At 30.7% G+C, this 13002-nt stretch carries 24 protein-coding genes; 10 read left to right on the forward strand and 14 right to left on the reverse strand.

Annotated elements, in window-relative coordinates:
* Positions 1 to 55: 55 nt before the first annotated feature.
* Both SIB53_RS08995 and SIB53_RS09000 read right to left on the reverse strand, forming a co-directional pair.
* Positions 56 to 205: a hypothetical protein gene (locus tag SIB53_RS08995; protein WP_413677884.1), complete on the reverse strand. Its 150-nt coding sequence runs from the start codon at positions 203 to 205 to the stop codon at positions 56 to 58.
* A 294-nt stretch (positions 206 to 499) separates the two neighbouring features.
* The gene (locus tag SIB53_RS09000; RefSeq protein WP_269605689.1) at positions 500 to 721 is read right to left on the reverse strand and encodes a hypothetical protein; all 222 of its coding nucleotides are present in this window, start codon (positions 719 to 721) and stop codon (positions 500 to 502) included.
* A 241-nt stretch (positions 722 to 962) separates the two neighbouring features.
* On the opposite strand from SIB53_RS09000, the gene SIB53_RS09005 reads away from it, so the two are divergent.
* Positions 963 to 1364 carry a hypothetical protein gene (locus SIB53_RS09005; protein WP_413677885.1) on the forward strand — a complete coding sequence of 134 codons (402 nt, stop codon included), beginning with the start codon at positions 963 to 965 and terminating at the stop codon, positions 1362 to 1364.
* A gap of 20 nt (positions 1365 to 1384) precedes the next feature.
* Here SIB53_RS09005 and SIB53_RS09010 read toward each other — a convergent pair whose 3' ends face one another.
* Complete coding sequence (locus tag SIB53_RS09010; RefSeq protein ID WP_413677886.1) at positions 1385 to 1585, reverse strand: hypothetical protein; 201 nt, start codon at positions 1583 to 1585, stop codon at positions 1385 to 1387.
* 218 nt (positions 1586 to 1803) lie between these two features.
* On the opposite strand from SIB53_RS09010, the gene SIB53_RS09015 reads away from it, so the two are divergent.
* On the forward strand, positions 1804 to 2844 hold the full coding sequence (locus tag SIB53_RS09015) for an NmrA/HSCARG family protein (protein ID WP_413677887.1): 1041 nt from the start codon (positions 1804 to 1806) through the stop codon (positions 2842 to 2844).
* Positions 2845 to 2872: 28 nt separating this feature from the next.
* Here the strand turns inward: SIB53_RS09015 and SIB53_RS09020 are convergent, their stop codons facing one another.
* Both SIB53_RS09020 and SIB53_RS09025 read right to left on the reverse strand, forming a co-directional pair.
* Positions 2873 to 3043, reverse strand: a complete 171-nt coding sequence (locus tag SIB53_RS09020; RefSeq protein WP_413677888.1) for a hypothetical protein — start codon at positions 3041 to 3043, stop codon at positions 2873 to 2875.
* Between the two features lie 20 nt (positions 3044 to 3063).
* Entirely contained in the window at positions 3064 to 3270 is a 207-nt protein-coding gene (locus tag SIB53_RS09025) for a hypothetical protein (protein WP_413677889.1), read from the reverse strand.
* Between the two features lie 328 nt (positions 3271 to 3598).
* Between SIB53_RS09025 and SIB53_RS09030 the strand changes: the two genes are divergently transcribed.
* The 3 genes from SIB53_RS09030 to SIB53_RS09040 all read left to right on the forward strand — a co-directional run bounded on the left by SIB53_RS09030 (position 3599) and on the right by SIB53_RS09040 (position 4409).
* A complete protein-coding gene (locus tag SIB53_RS09030) occupies positions 3599 to 3766 on the forward strand; it encodes a hypothetical protein (RefSeq protein WP_413677890.1) in 168 nt (55 codons plus the stop codon).
* A 101-nt stretch (positions 3767 to 3867) separates the two neighbouring features.
* On the forward strand, positions 3868 to 4026 hold the full coding sequence (locus tag SIB53_RS09035; RefSeq protein ID WP_413677891.1) for a hypothetical protein: 159 nt from the start codon (positions 3868 to 3870) through the stop codon (positions 4024 to 4026).
* 146 nt (positions 4027 to 4172) lie between these two features.
* Positions 4173 to 4409 (forward strand): hypothetical protein, encoded by a 237-nt coding sequence (locus SIB53_RS09040; RefSeq protein ID WP_413677892.1) that lies wholly within the window; start codon positions 4173 to 4175, stop codon positions 4407 to 4409.
* A gap of 23 nt (positions 4410 to 4432) precedes the next feature.
* Here the strand turns inward: SIB53_RS09040 and SIB53_RS09045 are convergent, their stop codons facing one another.
* The 5 genes from SIB53_RS09045 to SIB53_RS09065 form a co-directional block, all read right to left on the reverse strand.
* Positions 4433 to 4615: a Nif11 family protein gene (locus SIB53_RS09045; RefSeq protein ID WP_413677893.1), complete on the reverse strand. Its 183-nt coding sequence runs from the start codon at positions 4613 to 4615 to the stop codon at positions 4433 to 4435.
* A gap of 111 nt (positions 4616 to 4726) precedes the next feature.
* Entirely contained in the window at positions 4727 to 5932 is a 1206-nt protein-coding gene (locus SIB53_RS09050) for a fatty acid desaturase (protein WP_413677894.1), read from the reverse strand.
* Between the two features lie 205 nt (positions 5933 to 6137).
* Complete coding sequence (locus SIB53_RS09055; RefSeq protein WP_413677895.1) at positions 6138 to 6314, reverse strand: hypothetical protein; 177 nt, start codon at positions 6312 to 6314, stop codon at positions 6138 to 6140.
* 116 nt (positions 6315 to 6430) lie between these two features.
* Positions 6431 to 7123 carry a Type 1 glutamine amidotransferase-like domain-containing protein gene (locus SIB53_RS09060; protein WP_413677896.1) on the reverse strand — a complete coding sequence of 231 codons (693 nt, stop codon included), beginning with the start codon at positions 7121 to 7123 and terminating at the stop codon, positions 6431 to 6433.
* A 106-nt stretch (positions 7124 to 7229) separates the two neighbouring features.
* Positions 7230 to 7949 (reverse strand): short-chain dehydrogenase, encoded by a 720-nt coding sequence (locus SIB53_RS09065; RefSeq protein ID WP_413677897.1) that lies wholly within the window; start codon positions 7947 to 7949, stop codon positions 7230 to 7232.
* Positions 7950 to 8243: 294 nt separating this feature from the next.
* Between SIB53_RS09065 and SIB53_RS09070 the strand changes: the two genes are divergently transcribed.
* The gene (locus SIB53_RS09070; RefSeq protein WP_413677898.1) at positions 8244 to 8984 is read left to right on the forward strand and encodes an MBL fold metallo-hydrolase; all 741 of its coding nucleotides are present in this window, start codon (positions 8244 to 8246) and stop codon (positions 8982 to 8984) included.
* A gap of 259 nt (positions 8985 to 9243) precedes the next feature.
* Here SIB53_RS09070 and SIB53_RS09075 read toward each other — a convergent pair whose 3' ends face one another.
* The gene (locus SIB53_RS09075; protein ID WP_413677899.1) at positions 9244 to 9600 is read right to left on the reverse strand and encodes a hypothetical protein; all 357 of its coding nucleotides are present in this window, start codon (positions 9598 to 9600) and stop codon (positions 9244 to 9246) included.
* Positions 9601 to 9907: 307 nt separating this feature from the next.
* Complete coding sequence (locus SIB53_RS09080) at positions 9908 to 10123, reverse strand: Nif11-like leader peptide family natural product precursor (protein ID WP_413677900.1); 216 nt, start codon at positions 10121 to 10123, stop codon at positions 9908 to 9910.
* 158 nt (positions 10124 to 10281) lie between these two features.
* Here SIB53_RS09080 and SIB53_RS09085 point away from each other — a divergent pair, with 158 nt between their 5' ends.
* Positions 10282 to 10518, forward strand: coding sequence for a hypothetical protein (locus SIB53_RS09085; protein WP_413677901.1), 237 nt, complete (start codon positions 10282 to 10284; stop codon positions 10516 to 10518).
* A 51-nt stretch (positions 10519 to 10569) separates the two neighbouring features.
* Here SIB53_RS09085 and SIB53_RS09090 read toward each other — a convergent pair whose 3' ends face one another.
* On the reverse strand, positions 10570 to 10767 hold the full coding sequence (locus SIB53_RS09090) for a hypothetical protein (RefSeq protein WP_413677902.1): 198 nt from the start codon (positions 10765 to 10767) through the stop codon (positions 10570 to 10572).
* Between the two features lie 86 nt (positions 10768 to 10853).
* Here SIB53_RS09090 and SIB53_RS09095 point away from each other — a divergent pair, with 86 nt between their 5' ends.
* A complete protein-coding gene (locus tag SIB53_RS09095; RefSeq protein WP_413677903.1) occupies positions 10854 to 11054 on the forward strand; it encodes a translation initiation factor IF-2 N-terminal domain-containing protein in 201 nt (66 codons plus the stop codon).
* 121 nt (positions 11055 to 11175) lie between these two features.
* Here the strand turns inward: SIB53_RS09095 and SIB53_RS09100 are convergent, their stop codons facing one another.
* Entirely contained in the window at positions 11176 to 11397 is a 222-nt protein-coding gene (locus SIB53_RS09100) for a hypothetical protein (protein WP_011293936.1), read from the reverse strand.
* 159 nt (positions 11398 to 11556) lie between these two features.
* On the opposite strand from SIB53_RS09100, the gene SIB53_RS09105 reads away from it, so the two are divergent.
* On the forward strand, positions 11557 to 12600 hold the full coding sequence (locus SIB53_RS09105; RefSeq protein WP_413677904.1) for a potassium channel family protein: 1044 nt from the start codon (positions 11557 to 11559) through the stop codon (positions 12598 to 12600).
* Between the two features lie 95 nt (positions 12601 to 12695).
* Complete coding sequence (locus SIB53_RS09110) at positions 12696 to 12947, forward strand: hypothetical protein (RefSeq protein WP_413677905.1); 252 nt, start codon at positions 12696 to 12698, stop codon at positions 12945 to 12947.
* The last annotated feature ends 55 nt before the right edge of the window (positions 12948 to 13002 follow it).

A 13002-nucleotide genomic window follows, 5' to 3' on the forward strand; every position in this document is an offset into this window, starting at 1 on the left:
AGAAATGTTAATTTACTTCCCTTAGTAATTTTGAATATATCTAAATTTATTGAATCTACTTTTTCACCTCAGGAGCATTCATACCATCATAGTCAGGACCTACCATTAATCCCACAATTGCAAATAATGCAATTGACGCAACACCAACTAGAACTGCGGTTGGGGCTGGAGTACTAGTAAGACCAGCAAATAATAAATGTCCCATAAAAGTTAAATAAAGCAAGTTATAAATAGCAGAAAAAGGAATAAATTAATTAATTAGTAACTTGTTTTGAACCAAAAAAAGAAAAAAAGACATTTTGATACACACATAAGAAACTATTGTTTAAATGCCAGTAAATATTCTATACATATTTTTTTATTATAAGTACACTAAAATTTTTAGAAAGACTAGGAATTAATTATTTATTTTAGATGTTATTGTTTTAAACGAAAAAAAATGGGTAAATATGCATAACATATAAACCCACTTAATTTAACTAGATAATCTAATTTCTAATTATTTAGATGTATTTGGATCGTTAAAACCATCGTAATTAGGGCCAACAACGACAGCCATAATTCCAAATAGAGCCATAAAAGCGATACCTATGATTGGTGCAGTAGGAGCTGGTGTACTTAGTAGTCCAGCGAATGTTAAAGGAAGCATGTTCTTTAGTAAGACCCAATATAAATACCAGTCATCAGGGAATATGACCATTGATATTTTAATTTGTAACATTTAACTCTAGCTTAAGTAAGCTATGACTGGGTTTACAAAGAGAATCATGAAGAAAAGTCTGAGAATCTCAAATTAAAGATAGGTGAGCAATCTGCTGTTTATCAAACCAGTTGAATGTTATAAAAAAAAAAAAGATAAAAGTAGAAAATATAATTTAATGGTCTATCACATTCAAAATTAAAATAAAAAAAGAACGAGAATTTGTTAATATAAGAAAATAAAAGATAATTTAGAGTGTCAAGTGGCTAGTAACTTACGTCCAATTACACCCGTCGGTGAATTTGAAGAAGCATGTATAAAAGCCAATTTAAATAATAAAGAACAAAAGATTATTGATCACATTAGATATGTTGGTGTATTTACTCAACCGTCTCTTACAAAAGAACTGCGGTTAGAATCGAAGCCGCCAATATTATCTGTTCTATGTGAGATTTGCAGAAAGGTAGGCAAATATATGCCGGAGCACTTTAGTAAAGTCAGAGAATGGTCTAAGGAAATTAATGAGCATAAAGTAAAATGGGATGGAGATCTAGTTTGTTCGATGGCATGGAATAAAGACGGAATACCATTATCGCCAGAAAACGGGACATGCTTATACCATACATTTGCAGTACACAAAGAATTATTCCAAGGACTTGATTAAATTTCTAATTTGATAAATCGTTATCCCTGACTAAGGTACTCAAACAGGACATTATTAAAACCTAACTCTTCGGCTGTATATTCAAGCAACAAATTGTCAGCTTCTATTTGGGAACGAAAGGATCTAATTTCATCAGATTCATCTCCTGATGGAGGAATGCCATCGACAACATCAAAGATAATGTTTTGTCGATCAATTTCTGCAAGAACTTCATTTGCCATAATGATCAAACTAAGTACTAATAAATACATAGCCAAAACTTTTAATCAATAAAAGCAAATAAAACATTCCTTTACGAAAGACAAGACACAATAAAGGGAAATAACAGGTCATTTAAAAATGATTTTCAGCTTTCACAAAAACACTCTCAACCAACGGATTCAACAACTTTACATAAGTTCACTTATGATTTACATTCCTTATCAATAGTTAATTAAACGTGTTTGAAGAAGAATCAATTGCCCAGTCAGGTTTAAATAGAAATGCAGTCATAGCAGTTACTATGGCGACAAGCCGACAAGGCACTGGAGTAGTTAAGGAATTAAGCAAAACCAACAAATATCAAATACGTGCCATTACAAGAAATATAAAAAGTGCAAAAGCATTAATGCTTGGAAGCCTAAATAACGTTGAGCTAGTTAGAGGGGATTTAATGGATCCTGAAAGCCTTAATAAAGCTTTTGAAGGAGTTGACGTGATTTTTGGTAACACAACCCCTACAAAAGGGTGGAAGCCATTTAGAGGCAGTATTGTAAGGAATTATGAAATGGAACAAGGTTTTAACTTGATAAATCAAGTTAAAACCGCATATAAAAAAGGAAATTTAAAGCATTTTATATTTAGCTCAATTAGTAAGGCAAAAGATCCATTAAAAAATGATCCTGCTCCAGGACATTTTACTAGTAAATGGGATATTGAAGAATATATAGATAAATCAGATCTAAAGAAAATTACAACTGTCTTAAGACCAGTTAGTTACTTTGAAAACTTTGAGAATAAATTACCAGGCTACAGTATTTCTAAAGAAATTTTCCCTGGTATTGTTGGTAAGAATTGCAAGTGGCAAACAATCGCGGTCGACGATATAGGTAAATGGGTAAGAGGTGTTTTATCTAAACCACAGAAATATAAAAATCAATCTATCAATATTGCCGGAGAGGAGCTAACGGGGTTAGAAATGGCGATGACGCTCCAAAAAATAGTTTCTAAAGAAGGATTTCAAACTAATTATGTAAAGATTCCGAGACTGGCAATAAAACTTTTGGAATATGACATAGGTGTGATGGCAGATTGGATTGAGAGATCAGGTTATGGAGCTGATATGAATAAACTTAAAAAGATTCAGAACGAATTAGATATTGTTCCTACCACACTTGAAAATTGGCTAAAAGCAAAACTTGAAAAGCAGAATAAGACACGCAAATCATGGTCAAGAGAGTGGAAAGCATCTCAATGGAAACTACAATGGGACAAACAATAAACTTGTGATATAAGTCAGCAAATTATACTTATAAACCACTCACTTCAATTGATTTTGCAATAGATCTGAGCAGTTCGACTATTTCACTGTCGTCACAACTTGTATCATCCTTAAGCTCTACACATAAATCTCTAATAGAAACATTAGTTGACCACCAAATCCCCGATGTTTCTGTATCATCAAAATTAAAGTTGGTCATCAAGATACATCTGATTTAAATTATGACAATTTTTGAGCATCAGTAGAAGAATTATCTAAAGCTTTTAATTCTTCAGGTAATTCCATATCTAAACCTTCTAATAAATTTTTTAAGAGTTTTTTATTATTTTCCTCGTTTTTTCCCGGTCTAAAATTTAGAAATAAGTAAAAAATAGAACAGATAGAAATAAATGTAAGGAAGGAATATAAATAGGTACTGTTAATCATCAAGGTTAATAATAATATTTTTATATTCATACCTAATGGGATAAAAATCAATAAAAATTAAAAAAAATAATAATAAAATGATAGAATTAACACAATCAGAGCTAAAGAAGGATAAAGCACTAAGTATTTATAGCTAGCAGACGTCGACTTACGAGAAGGGATCTTTTGATTAAGAAAATCCGAGTGAATAGAGAAAAACCATTAAACTTGAAAGATAAAATGCAAGAAGAATTCATTAAAATATAAGAAAAAAAAATCATTATTTGTATTTACAAAAGCAAACACTATCATTTAAAATATTTTATTATTGTCAATTTTTATAAGATTTATGCTCACGAATTTAGGTTATATATTTTTAATCTCTTTACTATTAATTTTTGGTGGCTGGGCGTTTAAAGCTTTGATAGCATTAGCTCAAGGAAAACCTATAGAAATAAATCTCAAAAACCCTCTCAATTTAAAGGCAAGATGGCCGAAAGAAACTAAAGAGAAGTAAATAATTATCAAAGAACTAAAACATAAGGTTTTGATTGCGTTATAAATCCTTTTGTTCAATTATCATCAATACAGTGTTTAAAACATTTAAAACAAATAAAAATGCTTGAATCCTTAGATCCATTCCAGCAACTTTTATTAGGTGTATCTAGTGTTGGGGTACTAATGATAGTTTTAGTCATTTTCCTTACAGCAAGTCCTAATTTTGAAAACACAGATAGATTAAAAAAAATCTTAGACTTTTTCGAAAAAAATAAATAAATTGGTTATTAAAGAAGAAGGTAAATACGAACATTTAATTTTATTGAAAATAAAATTGATTTATGCACTAATATTTTCAAAGGATAACTTAATCAGATAATTCTATATATCCTAAGTAATATTTAAAAAAATAATCATTTCTAGATATGCTAAAGGAATTCTTTGACAATAACAAATTCTTGATTTTTGCAGGCTTAAGTACTCTGTCTCTCGTATTCACCTCAATCTCAATAATTTCTATATCACAATCAGTTAAGAAAATATCAACTGACATGGAACCGATTTCATCATGGGCAGCCATGCAAAATCAATGCATTGAAAGAACAACAGCATATGAGGGTGTCTCATCAAAAGTATGGAGCTGTAATGGAGGAGGCCAGTAGCTTCACTTCTTTGCATTGAAAACCTAATATTCTCCCCATCTCTTTCCAATTTCATATCCCCATTGCTTCGCAAGCTCCACGACTTCTTCATGCCTCTTGCAATTAATAATTAATTCATACTTTTCAGGTGATTTATTAATTATTTCAACCAATCGATTTAATTGATCAATTTTGTAGAGAAACCTTTCAAAATCTTTTTTTGACATCTTTAAACTAAAATATTGTAAATAAATAAGTTATTTATCCGATAAATTTAAATCAGTAAAATAATTAGAGAAAGTCATTTAATCATTTTATGAAAATGTTTAGATTGATAATTAAAATTTAGAATGCTTGGGTTGTTTCCAAACATATCTATCAACAGCATAATCTTTCCTTACTGCAACACAATTTGTAGCTATGTGCCAAAGAGACTTATGAATTGGAGTTGGATTGTATAGATATACCTTAGGAAATTTAATTTTTAATATTCTCGTAGCTAATCTTGCATGATAGTGAGGTACTGTTGGTTCAATATGATGAATTGCGTGCGTAGAACCTATGGAGTGATGAAGAAAATCTAATATTCTTCCATAGGGTCTATCAATGGATAAGAATGCCCCTCTCATATAGGAAAATTGACTGGAACCGAGATGGGGAACATCAGTATCAGTGTGGTGTAGCCATGTATAAATCACTAACCAAATGTTAACAACGATTAGAGGCCCTAAATAGAGACTAATCATTGAATTTATTCCAAATTTTAAAGACCAAAAAGTCAACAAAAGCAACATAGAAACTATTCCCCAGTCAGATATCCATACCTTTTTTGCCCATACAGATGGCCAAAGTTTTTTTGAGAAGGGAGCTGTTGGCCAGAAATGATTACTAGTGCCATAGCGAGGTCCACCTGTTTTACCAAGAAGTAAATAAGCTGGCCATCCAAGAATTAAGTGAAGGAATAGTTGATTTATGCCATAAAGAATCTTCCCAAAGAATAATGATGATTCCATTTCCTCTTCACCACCCTTTTTTTCAGATTCACCATCTCCCGAAATAACAACAGGAACATGAGTCTCTCCATCAGTTATGTGATTGGTAAAAGCATGATGAACTGCATGTGACCTTTGCCATGAAAAGTATGGAACTAGTAAAAAAGAATGAAGACAATATCCAACAATCGTTTCTAATCTACGATTATCTGAAAATGCTCCATGTCCACATTCATGAGCTAAAACCCAAAGCCCCATTGAAGTGGTACCAGATACTATTGCATATAAAATCCAAACTGGAATCATCACTTTAGTAAGAGGAATGGAGAGACCTAGCAAAACAACAAAGATCTGAATTACAACGGTCCGAGAGAGATAAAAAAGAGATTTATTCGTCTGACGAGTAAAACAGTGGTTGGGTATGGCTTCTCTAACTTCCTTTCTAGAGGGGATATCATCCAGCGAAATTTCTAATGCTTTCCCATTTAAACCAGAAGGAAGATAAGTCCTATTGTTATTTTCGTTATTGACTCTCTCGAAATTAGTAAGCAAACTTTTTTCCAATTTTTATAACATGATTAAGGTTCATATACGACGTTACTCTTCAAGAGTGCTATGAGGCTATAGGAATTCCTAACTTTCACAAAAGATAGTTCCTGAATGCACAATAAAATCTAACAATAGTCAATTTAAATCCCTTGTTTATCAATGAAAAAAAGGCCTAAAAATTCCATAACAAATACAGCTATGTAAGATACTAATTATTCCTGCTTTCAGGATACTCAACCGATCCATCAGCCTTCCTAACGGGTTTTGAATATAGAACTCTTAATAAACCTTTGGTATCCATATTAGGACTTGTTATGAAAAAGCTAATAAGAAAGAAACCACCAAAGATAACTAATATGACTACAATGGGTAAACTTAGACCCATCTCTGAAAATGATAATAAGAATAAAGGCATTCTAGTTAGTATTAAATAATTATAATCTTTTATTATATTAATAGATTCTATCAAGAGATAAACAAATGTAAATGTTACAAATTAATCTATAATTGTATTTTTTTGAAAGGTTTCTCAACTACATCATTATTATCTAGAAAAACATTATATGTATTTTTATTATTTTTAAAACATACATTTTTAAATGGATTGCCATCAATAAAGTGCATCGCTGACCCACCTTCGATAGAAATACAATTAGTGATTTTTTCGTCAAGTATTAATTTTTTTACATAAGGAATACGAGAAGGCTCCTCATCATAATGAGGACAACAAGTCCCACTTACAAAATCTAAACAAGGTAAGATCCTTAATTCATTATCCCATGAGTCTGTAATACCACTAGTAAACCAACAAATTGCTCCTGCACTTACACCACTCATGATTACTCCTTCATTATAAGCATTTTTTAGTAAATCACTCATCCCCCAGTCATTCCAAATCGCAAGCATGCTTTTTGTATTTCCACCGCCAACAAATACAACATCTTGTTCCATAATATGAGTTTTTATATCAGTAGTTCTTTTGAAAAATTCAATATGACTTGGTTGACAATTTAAGGAATTAAAAATTGAGTAAAAACGAACAATATAGGAATCATTATCGCCAGTTGCGGTAGGTAGAAAACAAATTTTAGGAATAGATTTTTCTGAAAGATTAAGTATATATTTTTCTATTAAACAAGACGAATTGTTTCTACCAAATCCACCACCACCAATTGCGACAATATTTTTTTTCAAGGCGTTAATATAATACTTTTAATATATTACATCGAAAAAATAAGTAAAACAAAGATTTTAAATCAAAATGTATAAATTATAAGATTGTAATTAATGTACCTTATAATCACCAAGGAATAAGACTCTTATCCCAGGCAACGAACTTACCAGAATCAGAGGGTTTTTGCTCAGAGATAATATTAACCAAATATTCTGTTGATTGAGCAGGCGTAAAAAGTTTACCTTTTGGGACAGCTGATTGAAAAGGTTTAGATAATCTTGTATCACAAGTACCTGGATGCAAAATAGATACAACTGAGAAAGGAAACTTACGTCTCCATTCAATACTAAGGGTTTTTAATAATTGGTTTTGAGCAGCTTTAGAAGCTCTATACGAATACCAGCCACCAAGACTATTATCACCAATACTACCAACTCTGGCACTTAAACTAGCAAAGGAGAATGGAAGGTCTGCTCTAATAAACTTTTCTATACTTTTTGCAATCAGAATTGGTCCAATAGCATTGATAGAAAGATTTTTTATGATATTGGAGCGATTTATTTGTGAAAGTCTTTTTTCAGGTTTTACAATATTTGAGTGAAGAAAGCCACTTGTATTGATAACTAGACGAAGAGGCTTCTTAAATAGTGAGATTTGATTTTCAAAAGAAATAAATGAATGATCATTCTCTAAGTCTAAATATATCGAATTTTGACTTTTTAGATTTCGGCCACACACAAAAACATCCAAATTTGGTGATACAGTGGTCAAATGATTAGACATACATTTACCAATATCGCCAGCACCAATAATTAGAGCTATTCCATCCCAATCTCGAATTGTCATGATATTAAGAAATTAAACTCAATAATAGAGAAAACTTTTGATAAACGAGAGGTTCAAAAAACTACAAACATCTAATATAATAAGGCAAATTACTAATTAAAAAATATTATTATCATGGAAAATGACTGGTTGCATGAATTCCAAACATATATTAAGAAGTTTGCATTTTTAATAATTTTATTAATAATTACTTTATTAATAATATCAGTGATATTTTGACATCGTAAAACAAGGCAAACATTGGGATAATCCACTATATAAAAAATATACAGTTATATTGAAAATAAAAAAAACATGACGATAAAAGCAACTTACTATGGAGCGAATGGTTGGCTTATTGAATTGGATAAAACAAGAATATTGATTGACCCATGGTTAAATGGCGATTTAACTTTTCCTCCTGGAGATTGGCTAATAAAGGGTGAACTGAGTAAAGAAGTTGAGATTCCCAGAGGCATTGATTTTTTATTACTAACTCAAGGCCAACCTGATCATGCCCATCCTCCAACACTAGAGAAAATAAATAAAAATATTCCAGTAATTGCTTCGCAAGCAGCTAGTAATGTTGTAAGTAAAATTGGTTTTACCCAAATAAACACACTAAAGCCTGGTGAAACCTTTAAAAAGAACAATATAAATATTCAAGCTTCATCAGGCGCGTCAGTACCAAATATTGAGAATGGATACATTATAGAATCAGGCATAGATTCAATTTATATCGAGCCACATGGTTTTCTTGATAAAAACATTAAATCTAGAAATATAGATTTATTAATAACACCAGTAATAGATTTTTCATTACCACTCGCAGGAAAATTTATTAAAGGTAAGACTGTACTACCTCAATTATTAAAGTTATTTAATCCAACTACAATCTTAGCAAGTACAACAGGGGGAGACATTACTTTTACAGGAATAATAAATAATTTAATCCAAGTTGATGGTTCAGTTGAAGATATGAACCTCTTTAAAGATAGCAATACTAGTTTAATAAATCCTGAACCATTAAAAGAATATAAATTCGAAAAAAACTAGAAAATTGTAAGTCCTCTATATATTATCTTTCAAATCTTGATTAAGATAAAAGTGAGAAACTTCGTTTAACATTTTAATGACGACTTCATTACTACACTTTGATCTTTCTTGAAGTCTCATACACGCTTCTTTGATATTTACAAACGCATCTTCCCTCATTTCAGATAGTTGTTCCTCGGTATATTCTGCTTTACTCATTGTGACTTGAAAAAATTATTTTTATAATAGTATACCGATTCGTTAAAAGAACAAAATCAAGCTAAGTATTAATTAAATCTGATAATGACTTGAATTGCTTACGATATTTGACAAGTGTTTTTAAATCAGGGAAACCTTCTGATGACAATTTAGTTATAAAAGATTTATCAAATCCTAATATTAACTGTGGAGAACCTTTCTCAGAATCACTACTAAATAAAGGCTTTGTCTCCTCATAAAGCTTCTGATAAACATCTAGATCAGATTCGTTATCAAAAACAGAACCGTCTTCTGCTAAAAAAGATTTTTTATTAATACTTTTAAACAAATATAGTCCAAGAAATACTATTGCAACCAAGATAAAAATTGCTATAGCTATTAAAGTAATATCCATAAAATTAGTAAGAATTACACCCATCTTAGTTGAAAAAGAAAAGAAATGGGAAAATATCATTATTAAATTGAATAGGATCACTTAATGCTAATGCCTAAGCTATGTTATACGTGATCGATTTATAACTGACACATAATAAAAAAAACTATATAATATTCATGTCCGAATATCTAGATAAAGTGAATTTCATTTTTGTAATAGTTGTTATTTTTATCTTAGCTATATGTATGTTTAATTACTTAATTTATCGACGAAAGAAAAATTATTATATTAATGCCGGTAAAAAGTGGGATAGAATAGTTAATGAGCTAAGAAGAAGAAAATAGACTTTTTAAGTATATTCTCCTGGTACATCATTCTTCTGTACTGTAACTCTTCCAACTTTTTTACCTGAAAATCGAAGCAATTCATCGCCTGAGAATTCATATCCCTTGCGTAAAGCAATAAGGGCAACGTCATCTGCTGTTGAGGAAGAAAGAACTTCATCTTTTAAAGTGTCATCATTCTGCATTTCTTTTAAAAATTTTCTTAAGTGATCTAATGACATTTAAGAAAAACAAATACATTAATTAGATTATTATCTTAGATTATCAAAGACCTAATTAATTAAATATTAATAAAATAACAACAAAATATAAATATTCAAATCGTAAATAAATCATTAATGAAAAGAAATTGTATAGTTAATTCATTATTAGAATTAAAATGAAGGCATTCTTAATTATATCTATTATAGTTCTTACTTCTTCTGGAATAGCTTATTCATACCCTGAAAGTCAAATCGATGATTGCGTTACAAGTGCTTTAAGGAATCCAGCAACTAAATCTATATCGAAAATCGAAATAATAAACTATTGCGATTGTGCACTCAAAGCAATTATTGATGAAAACAAAGATATTAGAGAATCAGGTTACGAATGTGCTCAAAAAAACTTTAATTAATACTCTTTAAGGATTAACAATTTTATAAATGAACTTATAAATAAACAAAACCTAATAAAAATTAACATCAGACTTACCCCAATCCTTAGGTAAAGCCAAAACCCAATCATCAATTGAAGATCCTAACCATTCCTTATATTCTTGAAATATACATCTTCTTATATTGGTATCTGATGCAGTTTCCATACGAAGCACAGCATAAGAGACAACTTTGTGAAGGGTCAACTTCAAATCAGTATCATCACTCATTTTATCAATTTCGAAACTAATACCTCCACATATAGCAATAAAATAAAAAAATAAATACGTTGATCTTTATTCAATCATCAAAAACAATGATTTTTAATGTGGCTAGATTAAGAGTAAAGGAACTTGCCGAAGCTCTAAGCGTTGATTCTCCTGAGATAATTGCAACATGCACGCTCTTGAAAATACCTGCTTCATCACCTCTATCATCATTGACAGTAGAGCAGAGCAAAGAAATAATTGACTATATACAAAAGACAAACCTCAACCAAAATATAGATGAGAAATAATGCTGACAAGTGTAATGGCTTATAACATAAAAGAATAAATTTAAATTTTCTTGAATAACAAAGAAAAATATGATCAAACTAAGTATAGAAAATACTAATAGAAAGAAATAATAAGAATAAATCAAAGATCATTAGCTTCTCTGAACAATGCATCTTGATAATCTGATTCTTTTTTTAAAATTTCCATTTTAATTGGATCAAAATGATCTATGAGTGACTTACCAAACTCAAAAATTTCCAAATCAGATAAACCCTGATCGCGTAAACCTGCAAGTATGGAAGATATGTCTTGGAAAGCATCCTTGCATAATTCCTTTTTATCTTCAGCTGTAAGAGATTGCATATGAGATGATTACTAACAGAATTAATTAAATCATACAATGAGTAATGATTAAAAATGGAAGATTATATACTAGACTAGATTTATACCTATAGAAATAAAAACGAATAAATATTTAATTGAAATATCACTATACTATAAAATTAAGGCTAAAGATTTAAATTGAATCTAATAAAAACAAATAAATTAAAAGGCTATTTGAAAGTTTGGGCAGCTCCAATATCATTACTCATATTCTTATTTTTATTCGGTGCATTAGGCTATCGACTTACAGAAGGTTGGGATTGGGGAGATTGTTTATGGATGGTACTGATAACCATTACAACAATAGGTTTTGGTGAAGTTGAAGTTTTGAGTTCAGCGGGTCGGATTATAACTTTTTTAATCATCGGGGGGGGATTATTTGTAGTTCAATTAACACTCCAAAGATTTATACAATTGTCTGAATTAGGATATTTCATAAAATTAGAAGAGCTCCGATTAAGGAGGTTAATTAGAAGAATGAAAAATCATGTAATTATATGTGGATATGGCCGCACGGGTAAAGAAATTGCTGACCAATTAAAGTCTGAAAAAATATCAACCCTAATAATTGAAAACGATTCTACTAGAAAAACCGAAGCTGAGGAAAAAGGATTCAACGTACTATTAGCAGATGCGACAATGGACGAAACATTATTATTAGCAGGAGTAAAAAATTGTAGGAGTTTAGTGGTTACGCTCCCAAATGATGCAGCAAATTTATATGTTGTTCTTAGTGCAAAAGCACTAAATGATACTTGCAGACTGATCGCTAGGGCAGCGAACGAGGAAGCTGCTAGTAAATTAAAACTAGCAGGAGCTGATGCGGTAGTTAGTCCATATGTTGCGGCAGGTAGAACCATGGCCGCCTCTGCATTAAGGCCTATAGCTGTAGACTTTATAGATTTACTTGCAGGCTCAGATTGCGAAATAGAAGAATTTAAACTCACTGAGGATATCGTGAAAATTGAGATCTTTAGGAGTCAACATGAAAATGTTTTTGACTTCTCAAAGCGTAGTGAAGCACTACTTTTAGCAACTAAAGTCTCGGGTCAATTAATGGGTAATCCTAAAAACAAGGTTTCTATCTCTCCAGGAATGATTTTGATATTCCTTGGAAGTCAAGAGCAATTAAACAAGATTCGAGTTCGCCTTAAAGAAGTTTTGATAAAACCACATAGTTAATTTTTTAAAACACTCCAGCGAGGGTTAACACTACAAGAAAGACTTAACACCTTAAAAAAAAAATGATTAGAACAAAAATAATTGATTTTTAATAGATGACATTACAAACAAAAGATGAGTTATCAACTGAAATAGGAGCAAGCATTGAGGCATCAAGTATCAATGGAAACATATTTTCTAAAGACTACGTGGATTTCTTGAGTGAGGCTGGCTGGAGATTAGAAAAAAAACTTCCATCAAATAGTGATAAATATTCGGACTTACTAGAAGATACCGATTGGAAATCAAGTGATATTGATTTTAGAACCTCAAAACATTACAGAAGAGATCTTGATGCATTAAGTTGATACTTTTCGTATGCAGTTAAAGCTAAAGTTTATTTATACATCTCATAATAAGATG

The sequence above is a fragment of the Prochlorococcus sp. MIT 0916 genome (assembly GCF_047305155.1).
Lineage (GTDB): Bacteria > Cyanobacteriota > Cyanobacteriia > PCC-6307 > Cyanobiaceae > Prochlorococcus_B.

What these genes read in the sequence shown, in the direction of transcription:
- SIB53_RS09030 (WP_413677890.1), top strand. Translation starts at nt 3,599, where the DNA reads ATGCTCACGAATTTAGGTTATATATTTTTAATCTCTTTACTATTAATT.
- SIB53_RS09040 (WP_413677892.1), top strand. Translation starts at nt 4,173, where the DNA reads ATGCTAAAGGAATTCTTTGACAATAACAAATTCTTGATTTTTGCAGGC.
- SIB53_RS08995 (WP_413677884.1), bottom strand. Translation starts at nt 205, where the DNA reads ATGGGACATTTATTATTTGCTGGTCTTACTAGTACTCCAGCCCCAACC.
- SIB53_RS09010 (WP_413677886.1), bottom strand. Translation starts at nt 1,585, where the DNA reads ATGGCAAATGAAGTTCTTGCAGAAATTGATCGACAAAACATTATCTTT.
- SIB53_RS09035 (WP_413677891.1), top strand. Translation starts at nt 3,868, where the DNA reads ATGCTTGAATCCTTAGATCCATTCCAGCAACTTTTATTAGGTGTATCT.
- SIB53_RS09075 (WP_413677899.1), bottom strand. Translation starts at nt 9,600, where the DNA reads ATGGGTGTAATTCTTACTAATTTTATGGATATTACTTTAATAGCTATA.
- SIB53_RS09080 (WP_413677900.1), bottom strand. Translation starts at nt 10,123, where the DNA reads ATGTCATTAGATCACTTAAGAAAATTTTTAAAAGAAATGCAGAATGAT.
- SIB53_RS09065 (WP_413677897.1), bottom strand. Translation starts at nt 7,949, where the DNA reads ATGACAATTCGAGATTGGGATGGAATAGCTCTAATTATTGGTGCTGGC.
- SIB53_RS09055 (WP_413677895.1), bottom strand. Translation starts at nt 6,314, where the DNA reads ATGGGTCTAAGTTTACCCATTGTAGTCATATTAGTTATCTTTGGTGGT.
- SIB53_RS09110 (WP_413677905.1), top strand. Translation starts at nt 12,696, where the DNA reads ATGACATTACAAACAAAAGATGAGTTATCAACTGAAATAGGAGCAAGC.
- SIB53_RS09025 (WP_413677889.1), bottom strand. Translation starts at nt 3,270, where the DNA reads ATGATTAACAGTACCTATTTATATTCCTTCCTTACATTTATTTCTATC.
- SIB53_RS09000 (WP_269605689.1), bottom strand. Translation starts at nt 721, where the DNA reads ATGTTACAAATTAAAATATCAATGGTCATATTCCCTGATGACTGGTAT.
- SIB53_RS09095 (WP_413677903.1), top strand. Translation starts at nt 10,854, where the DNA reads ATGATTTTTAATGTGGCTAGATTAAGAGTAAAGGAACTTGCCGAAGCT.
- SIB53_RS09070 (WP_413677898.1), top strand. Translation starts at nt 8,244, where the DNA reads ATGACGATAAAAGCAACTTACTATGGAGCGAATGGTTGGCTTATTGAA.
- SIB53_RS09020 (WP_413677888.1), bottom strand. Translation starts at nt 3,043, where the DNA reads ATGACCAACTTTAATTTTGATGATACAGAAACATCGGGGATTTGGTGG.
- SIB53_RS09085 (WP_413677901.1), top strand. Translation starts at nt 10,282, where the DNA reads ATGAAGGCATTCTTAATTATATCTATTATAGTTCTTACTTCTTCTGGA.
- SIB53_RS09100 (WP_011293936.1), bottom strand. Translation starts at nt 11,397, where the DNA reads ATGCAATCTCTTACAGCTGAAGATAAAAAGGAATTATGCAAGGATGCT.
- SIB53_RS09090 (WP_413677902.1), bottom strand. Translation starts at nt 10,767, where the DNA reads ATGAGTGATGATACTGATTTGAAGTTGACCCTTCACAAAGTTGTCTCT.
- SIB53_RS09045 (WP_413677893.1), bottom strand. Translation starts at nt 4,615, where the DNA reads ATGTCAAAAAAAGATTTTGAAAGGTTTCTCTACAAAATTGATCAATTA.